This window comes from Streptomyces hesseae, from assembly GCF_031845785.1.
GTDB lineage: Bacteria > Actinomycetota > Actinomycetes > Streptomycetales > Streptomycetaceae > Streptomyces > Streptomyces hesseae.
Genome location: NZ_JAVRFI010000002.1, coordinates 104,714 through 119,160 on the forward strand (window position 1 = coordinate 104,714; position 14,447 = coordinate 119,160).

Sequence of the window (14,447 nt, forward strand, 5' to 3'; positions counted from 1 at the left end):
GTCCTCCGCCGGCGCCGGTGCTCAGGACCGGGCCGGGAGGCGGGCCGGCAGGTCGGTCGCGGTCCGGGCGGCGATCCTGGCCCGGTCGGCCGGTGTGCCGAAGCGCAGGTCGAGGCTGCGGGCGGCCGCGGCCCAGTCCCGCATGGTCCGTACGCCGCCGAGCGTCTCGACGACGAAGGGGTCGGCGCATCGCGCCGCCACGCGCTCCCAGATGACGTCCGGGGCGTCGCGCAGCACGTTGGCGACGGTGCCCAGGTAGGACGACATGGCGCGGATGTCGCCGTCCGGTTCCACCTGGAGGACGGGCGGGACCCCGTTGGCGGCGATGTCGTCGGGGCGCATGAGCAGCCGCATGTTGTCGTCGACCATGACGCTCAGCCCGGCCGGGGCGAGGGAGCGGAGCCGGCGGGTGCGCTCCCGGCCGGTGAGCCGGGCGACCTGCTCGTCGTCGAGGAGTTCGTGCTCGGCGAATTCCTCGCGGCCGGCGAGCCCGCCGGGAACGGTCAGCCCGAAGACGAGCGTGCGCATCGCGGGGAAGAGCGGTGCGATCCGGGTGCAGAACTCGTCGAGCTGGTGGAGGTTGCTCCGCATGACGGAGCAGTCGATGCCGAACGTGCCGTGGGCGACTCCCCGGGAGGTGAGCTCGCGGGAGGTCTCGTCCAGGAGGCGCAGCGCGTTCATGGCGCGGTCGAAGGAGCGGTCGCGGCCCCGGATGCGGTTGTGGACCTCGGCGGTGGTGCCGTCGAGGCTCACGGCGACGCGCTGAAAGGTCGTCAGGATCGCTTCGGCCTTCGCCCGGTCGACGTTCCAGCCGCTGGTGTAGAGGGCGGCCCGCACTCCGGCGTCCGTGAAGCGCCGGGCGACGTCGAGGACTCCCTTCACCACGAGGGGTTCGCCGCCCGCCAGGACGACGTTCCGGGGGCGCAGGGCGATCAGGGCATCGGTCAGCTCCAGGAGCGGCTCGCCCTTGAGGTGCCGGGACGGCCGTCTGCCGGACTCGGAGTAGCAGTGCGAACATCGCAGGGGGCACGCGTAGGTGATCTCCCAGATGATGTCCGTGGGGCCGCCGCCGCTGTTTTCCTTCACCGCGCACTCCCGTCCCATGAGGGCGTGTGGACGGGGTTCACCGTAGCCGCGGCGGCGACGAGCGGCGACGGTCGTTCCGCTGAGCGGACCGGCCAGGGCGTCCCCGCCAAAGCAGCCGGGTAGGGATACCCGGCCGTCCCACTGGAACCGCGAGCCGAAGGAGCATCCCCCATGCCCAAGATCCTGATCGTCACCGGTGACGCCGCGGAGGACCTGGAGGTCCTCTACCCCTATCAGCGGCTGCTGGAGGAGGGGTACGAGGTGGACATCGCCGCGCCGTCCGTCAAGAAGCTCCGGTTCGTGGTGCACGACTTCACGGAGGGCTTCGACACCTACACCGAGAAGCCCGGGCACTCCTGGAGCTCCGACGTCGCGTTCGCGGACGTGGAGCCGGACGGGTACGCGGCCCTGGTGATCCCCGGTGGGCGCGCGCCCGAGTATCTGCGGCTGGACGAGAACTTCCTGCGGATCGTGCGGCACTTCTTCACCGCCGCCAAGCCCGTCGCGCAGATCTGCCACGGCGCGCTGGCCCTGGCGGCGGCCGGGGTGCTCGACGGGCGTCGTACGGCCGCGTACCCGGCCTGCGCGCCCGAGGTGCGGCTGGCGGGCGGCACGTTCGTGGACGCCGAGGCCGTGGTGGACGGCAACCTCGTCTCCGCCCGGGCCTGGCCCGACCACCCGGCGTGGATGCGCGCCTTCGTCGAGCTGCTGCGCGAGCAGGCGCCCGTCAAGCCCTGACAACGGACGGGTACATTCCCCGTTTTGTCGTGACCACGATCACGGTTTGGTCCGGCATTGATCGCCTACAGTGCCCTTCTCCCACAACCTCCCCACCGGAAAAGGGCGTTCCATGGCGGTCAGTCGCAGATCCGTACTCAAGGGTTCCTCCGCCGCGGCGGCGGCCTCGGTCGTCGGTGCCGCCGGGGAGGCCGCCGCCGCGCCGTCCCCCGCCGGACAGCCGTCCACCGGCCCGCTGTTGCAGTCCAGGCCGCACCGGCTGGGGGCGCCCGGTGTGCTGGGGGTGCACCTCCAGTTCGGCACCGATCCCGCCACCGAGATGACCGTCTCCTGGATCACTCCGCAGTCCGTGCGCCGGCCGCAGGTGCGGCTCGGTTCGCCCGACGGCGGGCACGGCCGGGTGGCCGACGCCGAGACGAGGACGTACCGGGACGGCCTGTCGAAGGAGGAGGTGTACGTCCACCACGCCCGGCTCACCGGCCTCCGCCCGGCGACCACCTATCTGTACTCCGCCGGCCACGACGGCGCGACCCCGGAGACCGGTTCCTTCACCACCGCGCCGCGCGGCCGCAGCGCTTTCACCTTCACCAGTTTCGGCGACCAGGCGACGCCCAACCTGCGCCGGGTCATCCACCTCCCGGACGGCGTCCCCTCCCCCGTCAACCGCTTCCCGCTGCACACCAGCAGCCAGGTGGGCTCGCCCGCGTCCGCGGACATCGTCTCCGCCGTGGAGCGGGTCGCCCCGCTGTTCAACCTGGTCAACGGCGATCTCTGCTACGCGGCCGTCGCGGGCGCGTGGGGCACGAGCCGGCCGGCGACATGGGCGGACTGGTTCATCAACAACAGCCGCTCCACCCGGCTGCGCCCCTGGATGCCGTGCGCGGGCAACCACGAGAACGAGAAGGACAACGGGCCCATCGGCGCCGCCGGCTACCAGACGTACTTCTCGCTGCCGGGCTCGTCCGCCGCCTCGGACGAGGAGACCCGGGGCATGTGGTACGCGTTCACCGTCGGCGCGGTGCGCTTCATCAGCCTCGCCAACGACGACGTGGCGCTCCAGGACGGCGGCGACACCTACATCCACGGCTACTCCGGGGGCGCCCAGCGCCGCTGGCTGGAGCGCGAGTTGAAGGCGGCGCGCGGCGACCGCGGCGTCGACTGGATCGTGGTGTGCATGCACCAGCCGATGATCTCCAGCACCCGGTCGGCGGGCAGCGACCTGGGGATCCGCGAGGCGTGGGGCCCGCTGTTCGACCAGTACGGCGTCGACCTGGTCGTCTGCGGCCACGAGCACCACTACGAGCGCTCGCACCCCCTGCGCGGCACGCTCCCGAACGACACGCGCACCCCCATCCCCGTATCGACCCGTACCGACGTGATCGACACCGGCAAGGGAACCGTCCACATGATCATCGGTGCGGGCGGGAACATCGCCACCACGCAGGACGACATGTTCGACACCCCGCAAGCCCGGGTCCTCATGGGCCTGAAGGACGGGAAGACGCCCTCCGGCCACAAGGAGGCGGTGTACGTCACCGAGGACGCCCCCTGGGCCGCCGTGCGGGACCACAAGTACACCCACGGTTTCGCCGCCTTCGACGTCGACCCGGGCGATCGCCGTGGCGGCCGGACCAGTATGCGGGTCACGTACTACACGTTCGACGGACCGCACGGCGACCTCACCCCGGTCGACACCTTCACCCTGGAACGCACGCGCTCCGACGCCCACGGGTCCTGACGTCGACGGGCACCATGGTGAAGAACCGTCAAGGGTGACACCATCGTGCCGGAAAAAGGGGGTGTACCTCGGTCAACCCCGCTCGCGGGCTGGTCGGGCTGAGTAACATCCCGCACCAACACCGGCTACGAGGAGAGCGAGCTGCCGTGACCGAAGAATCCGACGACACCAACATCCAGGACCGGTACGCGGCGCGGTTCGCCGCCGACCTGGACAACAACATCAAGGAGCGGGAGGCGATCCGCTCGAGGATCGCGGAACTGCGGGCGCGCCTGGAGCGGTTGGAGACCGAGGCCGCGTGGCTGTCCACGATGCGGGGCGCGGTGACCACGGGCCCCGGCGCGGCGCCGGACGAGCGGCCTGCCACCGAGGCCGGGCCGTCGGGCGACGCCCCGGCCGGAGTCCCGGCCGAGGGCTCCGGGGATGACGTCCCGGCGCCGGAAGCCGCCCCGCAGGCCGTGCCCCGGCCGCGCCGGGCGAAGAAGGCCGCCACCGGTCAGCGCGCCCGCAAGGCGAAGGCGGCGCGGGCCAGGTCCGCGGTCGCCGAGCCGGAGGCGCAGGGGACGAAGGCGGCGAAGGAGGCGGGGAACGGCCGGAGGAGCGGTCCCACGCGCCGGGAGCTGGTCCTGGAGCTCCTGGCCCGGCACCACGAGCCGCGGACGGCCGGCGAGATCACCAAGGAGCTGGAGGAGGCGCACCCCGAGCGCGCCGCCAGCACCCAGGTGGTGCGCAACGCACTGGAGTCCCTCGTCTCGACGGGGGACGTGGAGCGCGAACGGCAGCAGAAGTCGGTGTTCTACACGGCTCCCGGCACCGCCGTCGCCGCCACCCCGGAGGCCGTCTCCGGGGCGGTCGGTGAGGGCGTCGCGGCGGGTGTCTAGCCGATGAATCCGCCGGCGCCGGAGCCCCCGCGCTCCGGCGCCGCGCCGCCGCACGACGCGCCGCGCGCGTCAGGAACGACCGCCACCGCCGTCGAGGTGCCCCCCGTCGTGGTGCGGATGGCCGCCATTGCGCGTGGAGCCATCGCCGCGGTCGCCAAGCCGCCCGTCGTGCACGGGGCAACGGCGTGCGGGCGCACTCGGGAGCCGCTGGCGGGAAACCACGCCGCGCGCCCGTGACCGCGCGTCGCCGCCCTGACGGGTGGGCAGGGTGAGTACGCGAGCGGCGAGGCGCGCCGCCTGGTGACACAGGGAGCCGGTATGACCGATGCAGCCATGGACGTGTCGCTTCCCCGGCGGGTCGCCGACGACCACGTCGACGCCCTCATCCGGCTCGACCCGATCACCGGTACGTTCATGGGCGACCCGCTGAGCTCGGGGCGGCTTCCGGACCTCTCCCCCGACGGACATGACGCCATGGCCGCCCTCGCCCGCGCCACCCTCGCGCGGCTCACCGAGGCCGAGGCCCGCCCCGGCGGCGACCAGGGCGTGGAACGGCGCTGCGCGAAGCTGCTGCGCGAGCGGCTGACCGCCGAACTCGACCAGCACGAGGCGGGTGAGGAGCTGCGCCGGGTCGACAACATCTCCTCACCCCTCCACCGCGTCCGCAAGGTCTTCGCCCTCATGCCGACCGGCACCGAGGACGACTGGGCCGCGATCGCCCAGCGGCTGCGGGCGGTGCCCGGCGCGCTGGAGGGCTACCGCGCCTCGCTCGCCGAGGGCGCGCGGCGGGGGCTGCCCGCCGGTCCCCGGCAAGTGGCCGCCAACGTCGGCCAGCTGACGGAGTGGCTGGCCGGCGGGGGGTTCGCCGTGTTCACCGCCGACGGCCCCGAGGCCCTGCGCGGCGAGCTGGCGGCGGCCGCCGAGGTGGCGACGGCGGCCGTGGCGGAGGCGCGGGACTGGTTCCGGGACGACTACGCCGCCAGGGCCTCCGGCGCCCCGGACGTGGTGGGCCGCGAGCGGTACGTACGGGCCGCCCGCTTCTGGAGCGGCACGGACCTCGACCTGGACGAGGCCTACGCGTACGGGTGGGCCGAATTCCACCGGCTGCGGGAGGAGATGCGCGCCGAGGCGGAGAAGGTGCTGCCCGGCGCCGGGTCGCCGTGGGAGGCGATGTCCTGGCTGGACCGGCACGGGCGGGCCGTCGAGGGCGTCGAGGAGGTCCGGCGGTGGCTCCAGGAGCTGATGGGCGAGGCCATCGAGGCGCTGGACGGCACGCACTTCGAACTCGCCGAGCAGGTCAAGCGCGTGGAGTCGCGCATCGCGCCCCCGGGCGGTGCCGCCGCGCCGTACTACACCCAGCCCGCGCTGGACTTCTCCCGTCCGGGGCGCACCTGGCTCCCGACGCTGGGCCGGACCCGGTTCCCCGTCCACGGCCTGGTGTCGACGTGGTACCACGAGGGTGTGCCGGGCCACCATCTCCAGATGGCCCAGTGGACGCTGGCGGCCGGGAGACTGTCCCGCTACCAGACGAAGGTGGGCAGGGTCAGTGCCACCCTGGAGGGCTGGGCGCTGTACGCGGAGCGGCTCATGGACGAGCTGGGGCTCCTCACCGATCCGGCGCACCGGCTCGGCCATCTCGACGCCCAGATGATGCGTGCCGTCCGCGTCGTCATCGACATCGGCATGCACCTTGAGCTGGAGATCCCCCGCCACTCGCCGTTCCACCCCGGGGAGCGCTGGACGCCGGGCCTGGCACGGGAGTTCCTCGGCCGCCACTCCGGCCACTCCGCCGACTACCTCGACAGCGAGATCACCCGCTATCTGGGCAGGCCGGGCCAGGCCATCGGCTACAAGCTGGGCGAGCGCTCCTGGCTGCGGGGCCGGGCGGCCGCCCGCGCCCGGCACGGTGCCGCGTTCTCCCTCAAGGAGTGGCACATGAAGGCGCTCGCGCTGGGTTCCCTGGGCCTGGACGACCTGGAGCGCGAACTCGCGGCACTGTGAGGCCACCGGCGGCCGGGCCGCGTCGTCGGGTCACCGGTCGCCGGGGATCTCCCGGACCTCCAGGGGCCGGGTCGCGGGGCCGTTGAGGACGGTCCCGTCGGGTGCGAAGCGGGAGCCGTGGCACGGGCATTCCCAGGTCCGTTCGACGGCGTTGAACGCCACCAGGCAGCCCAGGTGGGTGCAGCGCGCGGAGACGGCGCGCACGGTGCCGTCCTCCTGCCGGTGGACCGCGCAGTGCCGGCCGCCGACGCGGACGACGGTTCCGCCGCCGGGCGGGACGTCCGCCTCCGGGCCCCGGCGCCCGGCGCGCAGCCGGTCCGTCAGGAGGCGGCGTCCGAAGGCCACCTGGTTCCTGAGCGCGACGGGTGCCCCGCGCATCGCGCGGCCCGGTCGCCACGGGTCGTACAGGCCGGCCCAGGAGGGGATCGTCCGTCCGACGACGAGCTCCGTCAGCAGCCGGCCGGCCATGACGGCGCCGCTCAGGCCCCAGCCGCCGAACCCCGTGGCGACGTAGGCGTGCGCGGCCCCGGGGCGGCGGAGGCCGACGAAGGGCACCGCGTCGGCGGATTCGTGGTCCTGGGCCGTCCAGTGGTGGAGGATCCGGGCGCGCGGGAAGCGTTCCGTGGTCCAGTGGACGAGGCGGTCGAACCGCCGGGCCACGTCCGGCTCCGCGGGGGCGGAGCACTCGCCGGTGACGATGAGCAGGCGCTCCCCCTCGCCGTACGGGGCGGTGCGCACCGACCGGCGGCCGTCGTCCCCGGTTACGTACATGCCGCCGGGGTCGTCCTCGGCGGGCAGCGTGGCGGCCACCACGAGCTCGCGGCGTGTCGAGAGGCGGGTGAACAGCAGGCCACGGTCGAGGACGGGGTGGTGGGTGGCGACGACCACGTCCGCCGCGGTGACGACGGCTCCGTGCTCGGTCGTCACCCGGCAGGGTGTGCCCTCCTTCAGCCCGGTCACCCGGGTGTTCTCGTGGACGCGGCCGCCGCGCGCCAGGATGTCGTGGGCGAGGGCGAGCAGATAGCGGCGCGGGTGGAGCTGTGCCTGGTTCTCGACGCGCACGGCGCCGGTGACGGTGAAAGGCAGTCCGGTCTCGGTGGTGTACGAGGCGGCGAGCCCCGCCGCGCGGGCCGCCTCGGCCTCCGCCCGCAGGCTCTCGTGGCGGGTGGCGCCGGTGGCGTAGGCGTGGGCCGGCAGCCGTTCCAGGTCGCAGTCGGCGTGCAGCGCCGCCGCGATCTCGCCGACCCGGTCGACCGCCTCGGCCATGGAGCGCGCGCACAGCAGGGCGGCCTCGGCGCCCCGCTTCCGGCACAGCCCGGCGTAGCCGAGGGGGTGCAGCGCGGTCACCTGGGCGGTGGCGCGGCCGGCGCTCCCGGCGGCGAGGAGACCGGCCTCCAGCACGACGACCGAGCGCCCGGCCTCGATCAGCTCCCACGCGGTGCTCAGCCCCGTCGCGCCGCCGCCGACGACGGCGACGTCCACGGTGAGGTCGGACGTCAGGGCGGTGGCGCGGGGCGTGGTGGGGGCGGTGGTGGCCGTCCAGTACGGCTCGGCGACGCCGGGGAGAAGGGGGCCGGGGCCGGGAAGGCGTGACATGTCCGCCGGGTGCCCGTGTCGCGGCGGCCGAAGCGCGGCGCGGCGCCGAATACGGCCGTCCGGGTGTACGCGGACCGCCCGCCGTCATGCAGGCGGGGCGACGGGTGCGGCGGGGCTCGGCCCTGTCCTAGCGCCCCGGCCTGGCCTAAAGTGCCGCGCATGAAGATCATCGACCTGGAGCCCGGCGACGAGCGGCTCATATCCGACCTGTTCCCCGTCCTGCGCCAGCTGCGACCCCACCTCGACGAGGACCTCCTGCGGACGATCTACGCCGAGGGGCACGGCCACGGCCTGCGCTTCACCGCCGCGTACCAGGACGACGGCAGGTGCGTCGGCGCGGCGGGCTGGCGCCTCGTCGTCAACACCAGCACCGTGCGCTCGCTGTACGTCGACGACCTGGTGACCGCCGACGACGCGCGCTCCACCGGTGTCGGCCGCCGGCTCCTGGCCCACCTCGAGGAGTACGCCCGCGCGGCCGGCTGCCGCCTCCTGACGCTCGACTCCGGCACCCACCGGACGGATGCCCACCGCTTCTATCACCGTGAGCGGATGGCCGTCACCGCCTTCCACTTCCAGAAGCCGCTGGACTGATCCGGCCCTCGTCTCACCCGTTCGCGGGAACGCCGGGCCCCCGTCCGTGCGGCGGGGCGCCCGGCGTGGGCCGGGGCGTCCGCCCGGCCGTCGCCCGCCTCGGCCGGTGGCCGCCGGGGCCGTCGCGCGTGCGGCTCCCGGGCCGGGCGGCCAGCATGGACGGTGGCCGCCTCGGGCCGGTGAGACGAGGAGGAGACGGTGGCCCCTGACACGCCGCCTCCGCGATGGCTCTTCCCCGCCGAGGCGGACACGACGGGCGGAGCGGACGAGGAGGCGGCGCGGGCGCGTGAGCACCGGCTGCTGCGGAACGTGCTGGAGGGCACCGCGGCCTCCGTCTTCGTGCTCGACCCGCAGTTGCGCTACCTCTACGTCAACCCCGCGATGGCGCGGATGTGCGGCATACCCGCGTCCGCGTTCCTGGGCCGGACCATCGGCGACGTCCTGCCCGAGGTCCGGCGGCCCGAGGACGTCCTGCGCCAGGTGCTCGCGGACGGCCTGCCCCGGGAAGTCTCCGTCACGGGACGCACCCACGCCCGCTCCGCCTACGCGCAGCGGCAGTGGCGCACCGTCTATCACCGGCTGGAGGACGGGGGCCGGATCGTGGGCCTCTGCGGCATCGGCGTGGAGGTGAGCGGCCTTCGCCAGTACGTGACGGAGCTGGAGGCCGCCCATCAGCGCCTCGCCCTGCTCGACACGGCCGCCACCCACGTGGGGACCACCCTCGACGTGGAGACCACGTGCACGGAACTGGCCGACTTCCTGGTGCCGGAGCTGGCCGACGCGGCGAGCGTCGAGATCACCGAGGAGGAGGCCGGCGGGACGCCGCCCCCGGCGCCGGGCATGCTGCGGCTGCGCCGGATGGCCCTGGCGGCGGTGCCGGAACTGATGTGGCACCTGGCCCGGTTCGGCGAGCCGGGGGACCATGTGGACGTCCAGCGGGGCTCGGCGATCCGCCGGTGCCTCGACACCGGGCAGCCGTGGGTGGGCAACCTCGCCTCGGACGAGCTGCTCCGGCGGATGGCCCCGGACCCCGGCCGCGTCACGGCCTACCGCGCCGCCGGGATCCACTCCCTGCTGGTGGTGCCCCTGCCCGCGCCACAGCACCCGGTGGGGACGATCATCCTGTCGCGGGCGGGGGAATCGCCCCCGTTCGCCGAGGACGACATCGTGGTGGTGCGGGAGCTGGCCGCGCGGGCCGCCGTGACCGTGAGCAACGCCCGTCAGTACACCCATGAGCACGCCATGGCCCTGGAGTTGCAGCGCGCCCTGCTGTCGGAGCCCGGCAGCCCGCACCCGGATGTCGAGACGGCCTCGCGCTATCTGCCGGCGGGCCGCAGCGCCCTCGTCGGCGGCGACTGGTACGACTCGCTGGCGCTGCCCGACGGACGCACCCTCCAGGTGATGGGCGATGTGATGGGCCATGGATTCGCGGCGGCGGTCGCCATGAGCCAGTACCGCTCGCTGCTGCGGACGGTCGCCACGTCCGGCGCGTCGCCCGCCGCGATCCTGGAGCGGGCCGACCGGGACGCCGCCCGGATCGGCCTGGACCGTGTCGCCACGTGCCTGCTGGCGCTGATCGATCCCGGCGCGGGCACGGTCACGGCCGCCCGCGCCGGGCACCTGCCGCCCGTGCTGCTGCGCCCGGACCGCGAGGGCGAGTTGCTGGACGTACCGGCCGGTCCCCCGCTGGGCACCGCGCTGTGCGGCTACGAGGCGTTCACGGCGCGGATGCCTCCCGGCAGCGTCCTGCTGCTGTACACGGACGGGCTGGTGGAGCGACGGGGTGTGGACATCGACGTGTCGTTGCGGTGGCTGACGCGGCTCCGGCTGCCGCTGGCCGGCCCGTTGGACGGTGTCCTCGACACCCTGCTGTCCCGGCTCGCCGAGGGACCCGCCGAGGACGACATCGCCCTGCTCGCCGCGCGGCTGCGCCGGGACCCGGCCTGAACGCCCGGCTTGAACGTGTTCAAAAACAGGTCTACAGTCCCGATCAAGAAAGTTTTGAACACGTTCAAGAAAGGCATGGGACGTGGACCTCACAGTCATCGCGTACGCCGTCTACCTGCTGGTCGGCCTGGGACTCACGATCTGGGTCGCCCGTACGCTGAGCCGCAACGGCCAGGTCTTCCTGGCCGATGTGCTGCACGGGGACGAGAAGCTCGCCGGCGCCGTCAACCACTTGCTGGTGGTGGGCTTCTATCTCGTCAACCTGGGATTCGTGGCGCTCTACCTCCAGGACGACACCGCGGTCACGAACGCCCGCGAGGTGTTCGAGACCCTGTCGCGGAAGCTCGGCGTCGTACTGCTGGTGCTCGGCGTGATGCACCTGGGCAATGTGTACGCGCTCAACAAGTTCCGCCGCCGCGGCATGACGGACCGTGGGCAGCTCCCGCCCGTCCCGCCGCAGGGATGGCACACCGCCCCGCAGGGTTACCCCGGCCCGCAGGGACCGTGGGCGGCGCCGGCCGGGCAGTGAACCGGGCACAGCCCCTTCAGGCCGCGCGGCTAGGCTCTGACCGTGTCAGCAGAGAACGAGCCCCGAGCCCCCAAGAGCGAGCAGACCCGCGCCCTGATCCTGGAGACGGCGCTGAGACTGTTCCAGGAACGCGGCTACGACAAGACCACGATGCGGGCCATCGCCAAGGAGGCCGGGGTCTCCGTCGGCAACGCGTACTACTACTTCGCCGGCAAGGAGCACCTGATCCAGGGCTTCTACGACCGGATCGGCGCCGACCACCAGAAGGCGGTCCGCGAGGTGCTGGACCGGGAGACCGACCTGGAGGCGCGGCTGGCCGGGGTGCTGGAGGCGTGGCTGGACGTGGCCGGGCCGTACCACGAATTCGCGGCGCAGTTCTTCAAGAACGCCGCCGACCCCGACAGCCCCCTCAGCCCCTTCTCCCCCGAGTCCGAGCACGCCCGCGAGGCGGCCATCGCCGTTCACCGCGAGGTGCTGGCGGGCTCCAGGGCGAAGGTGCCGGCCGAGCTGGCCGACGTACTGCCGGAGCTGATGTGGCTGTCGCAGATGGGGCTCACCATGTACTGGGTCTTCGACCGCTCCGCCGGCGGCGAGCGCAGCCGCCGGCTGGCCGGCCGGGGCGCCCGGCTGACCGCCCGGGGCGTGGTGCTGGCCCGGTTCCGGGTGCTGAGGCCGCTGGTGCGCGAGGTGCACGAGCTGTTCACGGACTTCCTGCCGGGAATGGCCGGGAAGGTCGCCGCCCGCGCCTGAGAGCCGGGCACCGGGGGCCGGAATCCGGTCCGGACATTCCAGATGTTACCGGCCGGTCTCCCCTTGACATGGGATATAGGGGGAGGAAAATGGCGATTACACCAGACAACCGGTGAGAGCCGCACCGTTCGATGGAGACGTTCATCGAATCCGAGTGACCCCCATCTCGGCAACTGGCCAGGCCCCCGGAAGGGCCCAGAACCGAAGGCGAAATCGAGGCGACGACCGAGATTCGCGGGTCGGGGATGGAGCGCCGGGGGCTGTGTATGTCCGGACCCGGGCACGCACGGCGGCTCGGCGGTGACTAAACGTGTCCGGCGGTGCCGGGCTTCCTCCCCTGGACCGAGTACATCAGGCAGGAGGCGGCCAGGAAGTCGGGGTGGCTCATGGCCGCCCGCGCGGCCTCGAGCCCCTCGTCGGTCAGGCCGGCCGCCAGGAAGCGGTCGCGCAGATGCCATGTGTTGTGGATCTGGAGGGCCGTTCCCGGCGAGCCCGCGCGCCACCGCTGGACCTCGGGCTCCGCGTCGACGTCCGTCAGCCCCGCCCCGTGCATGGCGGTGGCCGCGTCCCGACCCCAGGTCAGGCCCGCTCCGGCGGACTCCAGGAGGGCGATCTTGGCGTCGAGGTACGCGCCGTAGGCGGCCCGCGCCGCGTCGCCGGACTCCCCCACCGGGATCAGCGGGCCGTAGGTGGTCTCGTCGAACTCGTCGAGCTGGAGCCGGCCCCCGGGCCGCAGCGCGGCGACGAGCCGCCGGAGCACATCGAGGCGTCCGGGCAGATGGAGCAGGACGAGACGGGCGTGGATGACGTCGAACTCGTTCTCAGGGAGCGGGTCGCTCGTGATGTCGTGCGTGAGCACCCGCAGGCCCGGCGCGGGTGCCAGGTGCAGCGGTGTGACGTCCGTGGCCAGCACCGATCCCGTGGGCGCGACGCGTCCGGCCAGCCACCGGGCCACGCTGCCGCCCCCGGCCCCCACCTCCAGCACACGGGCGCCGGGGCCCACGCCGAGCCGGGCCAGCCGGCGGGTGGTGAAGGGGTCGTAGGCGGCCGCCAGACAGCGGTGCTGTTCAGCCGCGTTCTCGTTCTCGTTGTCGAAGACATAGCCGCGCGGCGGTGTCGTCGTCACGTAAACGTCCCGTCCCGTCCCGGAGGTCGTCGTCGCCGGCCCGTCGTGCGTGCTCGGGCGTGGGTGTTCCGGGCCGAGGGTACGGCTGCGGCACCGGCGCGTACAGGTCGCCTCCGGCGGCGGCGCGGGGAGGCGGCGCCACCTCGGCCGATGGAACGGGCTCGTTCGGCCGGACGGGCGAGTGCCGCTGACGGGTTCGTCGTACGGGCGTGCCGCCGTGGCTCAATGGCGGGACGCGCCGCCGCGCGTCGTGCCCGCGGCGGCGCGGTGACCGTGCGAGAGGAGTGGCGGGTGAGGCAGCGGCAGCGCGACGACGCCGGCGGGGCCGACGTCGCGCGTCCGGCGCGGCTCAGCGGCGCCACCGGCCTGGAAGCGCCCGTGACGCCGGTCTGGATGCGGTGGCTGCCCGCCGTCTTCGTCGCCGCCGTGCTGCTGCTCGAACCGCTCACGCCTGTGAAGTGGCCCGTGAGCTTCCTGCTCATCGCCCTTCCCGTGATCGCCGCCTTCGCGCACGGCCCGGTCGGCGTCGCCGCCGTCACGGTCTTCGCCGTCGGGCTGGAGGGCGCCCTGGCCGGCAGCGTGTGCTGCGCGGGGCGCCCCTCGCACGATCTGTGGGAGCGTCACTACGTCGGCGCGTATGTCTCCACCGCCGTCGTCGGCGTCCTGGGCACCGTTCTCGCCGCGCACCGGCGGCGGCAGGCGGCCCGGCTGGTGCGGGCCGGCTCGGTCGCCAAGGCGCTGATGCTCACGCTGCTGCGGCCGGTGCCCCGTGAGGTCGGCGGGGTGCTGGCGGCCGGGGTCTACCGGCCCGCCGAATCCCTGGTCGGCGGCGACCTCTTCGAGATCCGGGCGACGGACGCGGGTGAGCGCGCCGTCGTCGGCGACGTCCGCGGCAAGGGGCTCGCCGCCGTGCGGACCGTTGCCGATCTGCTGGGCTGCTACCGCCAGGCCGTCCACGACGCGGGCCATCTGGCGGAGATCGCCGTCAGCATGGAGCGCTGCGTCGCGCGCGAGGCGGCGGCGGTGCCGGACGACGAGCTGTTCGTCACCGCGATCCTCGTCGAGTACGACGCGCTCGCGCGGCGGGTGGAGATCGTCAACTGCGGCCATGTCGAGCCCGTCCTGATCTCGGACGGCGAGGTCCGTACCCTCGCCGGGCCGCCCGCCCTGCCCCTGGGCCTGGCGGCGCTCACCGACGAGGCCCCCGTGGCCTACAGCCACCCCTTCGGGCCCGGCGACGTGCTGCTGCTGTGCACCGACGGGCTGGTCGAGGCCCGTGACGCGTCCGGGGACTTCTATCCCCTCCTGGACCGGCTGCGCGACCGCTTCGGCGGCCGCCCGGCCCCGGACCCGGAGGAGGTCGTCGACTTCCTCGATGCCGACCTCCCCCGGCACACCCTCGCGCTCCACGACGACGTGGCCGTCCTCGCCATCGCCCCGCGCGCACGGCCGTAGCCGCACGCG

The 14,447-nt window shown here is 73.9% G+C and carries 13 protein-coding genes; 10 read left to right on the top strand and 3 right to left on the bottom strand.

All coding sequences use genetic code 11. The annotated features are described in order from the left end of the window. Positions 1-21: 21 nt before the first annotated feature. Positions 22-1,086 carry a radical SAM protein gene (locus tag RM609_RS03380; RefSeq protein ID WP_311607782.1) on the bottom strand — a complete coding sequence of 355 codons (1,065 nt, stop codon included), beginning with the start codon at positions 1,084-1,086 and terminating at the stop codon, positions 22-24. A 171-nt stretch (positions 1,087-1,257) separates the two neighbouring features. Between RM609_RS03380 and RM609_RS03385 the strand changes: the two genes are divergently transcribed. The 5 genes from RM609_RS03385 to RM609_RS03405 all read left to right on the top strand — a co-directional run bounded on the left by RM609_RS03385 (position 1,258) and on the right by RM609_RS03405 (position 6,444). Then, complete coding sequence (locus RM609_RS03385; protein WP_311607783.1) at positions 1,258-1,824, top strand: DJ-1/PfpI family protein; 567 nt, start codon at positions 1,258-1,260, stop codon at positions 1,822-1,824. A 112-nt stretch (positions 1,825-1,936) separates the two neighbouring features. Next, the gene (locus tag RM609_RS03390) at positions 1,937-3,562 is read left to right on the top strand and encodes a purple acid phosphatase family protein (protein WP_311607784.1); all 1,626 of its coding nucleotides are present in this window, start codon (positions 1,937-1,939) and stop codon (positions 3,560-3,562) included. Between the two features lie 146 nt (positions 3,563-3,708). After that, a complete protein-coding gene (locus tag RM609_RS03395; RefSeq protein WP_311607786.1) occupies positions 3,709-4,443 on the top strand; it encodes a hypothetical protein in 735 nt (244 codons plus the stop codon). Positions 4,444-4,446: 3 nt separating this feature from the next. Next, positions 4,447-4,680 carry a hypothetical protein gene (locus RM609_RS03400; protein WP_311607787.1) on the top strand — a complete coding sequence of 78 codons (234 nt, stop codon included), beginning with the start codon at positions 4,447-4,449 and terminating at the stop codon, positions 4,678-4,680. A gap of 81 nt (positions 4,681-4,761) precedes the next feature. Further along, the gene (locus RM609_RS03405) at positions 4,762-6,444 is read left to right on the top strand and encodes a DUF885 domain-containing protein (RefSeq protein ID WP_311607789.1); all 1,683 of its coding nucleotides are present in this window, start codon (positions 4,762-4,764) and stop codon (positions 6,442-6,444) included. Between the two features lie 30 nt (positions 6,445-6,474). Here RM609_RS03405 and RM609_RS03410 read toward each other — a convergent pair whose 3' ends face one another. Then, complete coding sequence (locus RM609_RS03410; protein ID WP_311607791.1) at positions 6,475-8,040, bottom strand: FAD-dependent oxidoreductase; 1,566 nt, start codon at positions 8,038-8,040, stop codon at positions 6,475-6,477. A gap of 159 nt (positions 8,041-8,199) precedes the next feature. Here RM609_RS03410 and RM609_RS03415 point away from each other — a divergent pair, with 159 nt between their 5' ends. The 4 genes from RM609_RS03415 to RM609_RS03430 all read left to right on the top strand — a co-directional run bounded on the left by RM609_RS03415 (position 8,200) and on the right by RM609_RS03430 (position 11,857). Beyond that, positions 8,200-8,631: a GNAT family N-acetyltransferase gene (locus tag RM609_RS03415; protein ID WP_311607792.1), complete on the top strand. Its 432-nt coding sequence runs from the start codon at positions 8,200-8,202 to the stop codon at positions 8,629-8,631. Between the two features lie 198 nt (positions 8,632-8,829). Then, a complete protein-coding gene (locus RM609_RS03420; protein WP_311607793.1) occupies positions 8,830-10,578 on the top strand; it encodes a SpoIIE family protein phosphatase in 1,749 nt (582 codons plus the stop codon). 82 nt (positions 10,579-10,660) lie between these two features. Then, a complete protein-coding gene (locus tag RM609_RS03425) occupies positions 10,661-11,107 on the top strand; it encodes a hypothetical protein (RefSeq protein ID WP_311607794.1) in 447 nt (148 codons plus the stop codon). 42 nt (positions 11,108-11,149) lie between these two features. Next, on the top strand, positions 11,150-11,857 hold the full coding sequence (locus RM609_RS03430; protein WP_311607795.1) for a TetR/AcrR family transcriptional regulator: 708 nt from the start codon (positions 11,150-11,152) through the stop codon (positions 11,855-11,857). Positions 11,858-12,161: 304 nt separating this feature from the next. Here the strand turns inward: RM609_RS03430 and RM609_RS03435 are convergent, their stop codons facing one another. Further along, positions 12,162-12,983: a class I SAM-dependent methyltransferase gene (locus RM609_RS03435; RefSeq protein ID WP_311607796.1), complete on the bottom strand. Its 822-nt coding sequence runs from the start codon at positions 12,981-12,983 to the stop codon at positions 12,162-12,164. Between the two features lie 291 nt (positions 12,984-13,274). On the opposite strand from RM609_RS03435, the gene RM609_RS03440 reads away from it, so the two are divergent. Next, on the top strand, positions 13,275-14,438 hold the full coding sequence (locus tag RM609_RS03440) for a PP2C family protein-serine/threonine phosphatase (protein WP_311607797.1): 1,164 nt from the start codon (positions 13,275-13,277) through the stop codon (positions 14,436-14,438). Positions 14,439-14,447: the final 9 nt, after the last annotated feature.

Excerpts from the sequence above, each read along its gene's own strand:
- RM609_RS03385 (WP_311607783.1), top strand. The coding sequence starts at position 1,258 with ATGCCCAAGATCCTGATCGTCACCGGTGACGCCGCGGAGGACCTGGAG.
- RM609_RS03390 (WP_311607784.1), top strand. The coding sequence starts at position 1,937 with ATGGCGGTCAGTCGCAGATCCGTACTCAAGGGTTCCTCCGCCGCGGCG.
- RM609_RS03400 (WP_311607787.1), top strand. The coding sequence starts at position 4,447 with ATGAATCCGCCGGCGCCGGAGCCCCCGCGCTCCGGCGCCGCGCCGCCG.
- RM609_RS03405 (WP_311607789.1), top strand. The coding sequence starts at position 4,762 with ATGACCGATGCAGCCATGGACGTGTCGCTTCCCCGGCGGGTCGCCGAC.
- RM609_RS03410 (WP_311607791.1), bottom strand. The coding sequence starts at position 8,040 with ATGTCACGCCTTCCCGGCCCCGGCCCCCTTCTCCCCGGCGTCGCCGAG.
- RM609_RS03415 (WP_311607792.1), top strand. The coding sequence starts at position 8,200 with ATGAAGATCATCGACCTGGAGCCCGGCGACGAGCGGCTCATATCCGAC.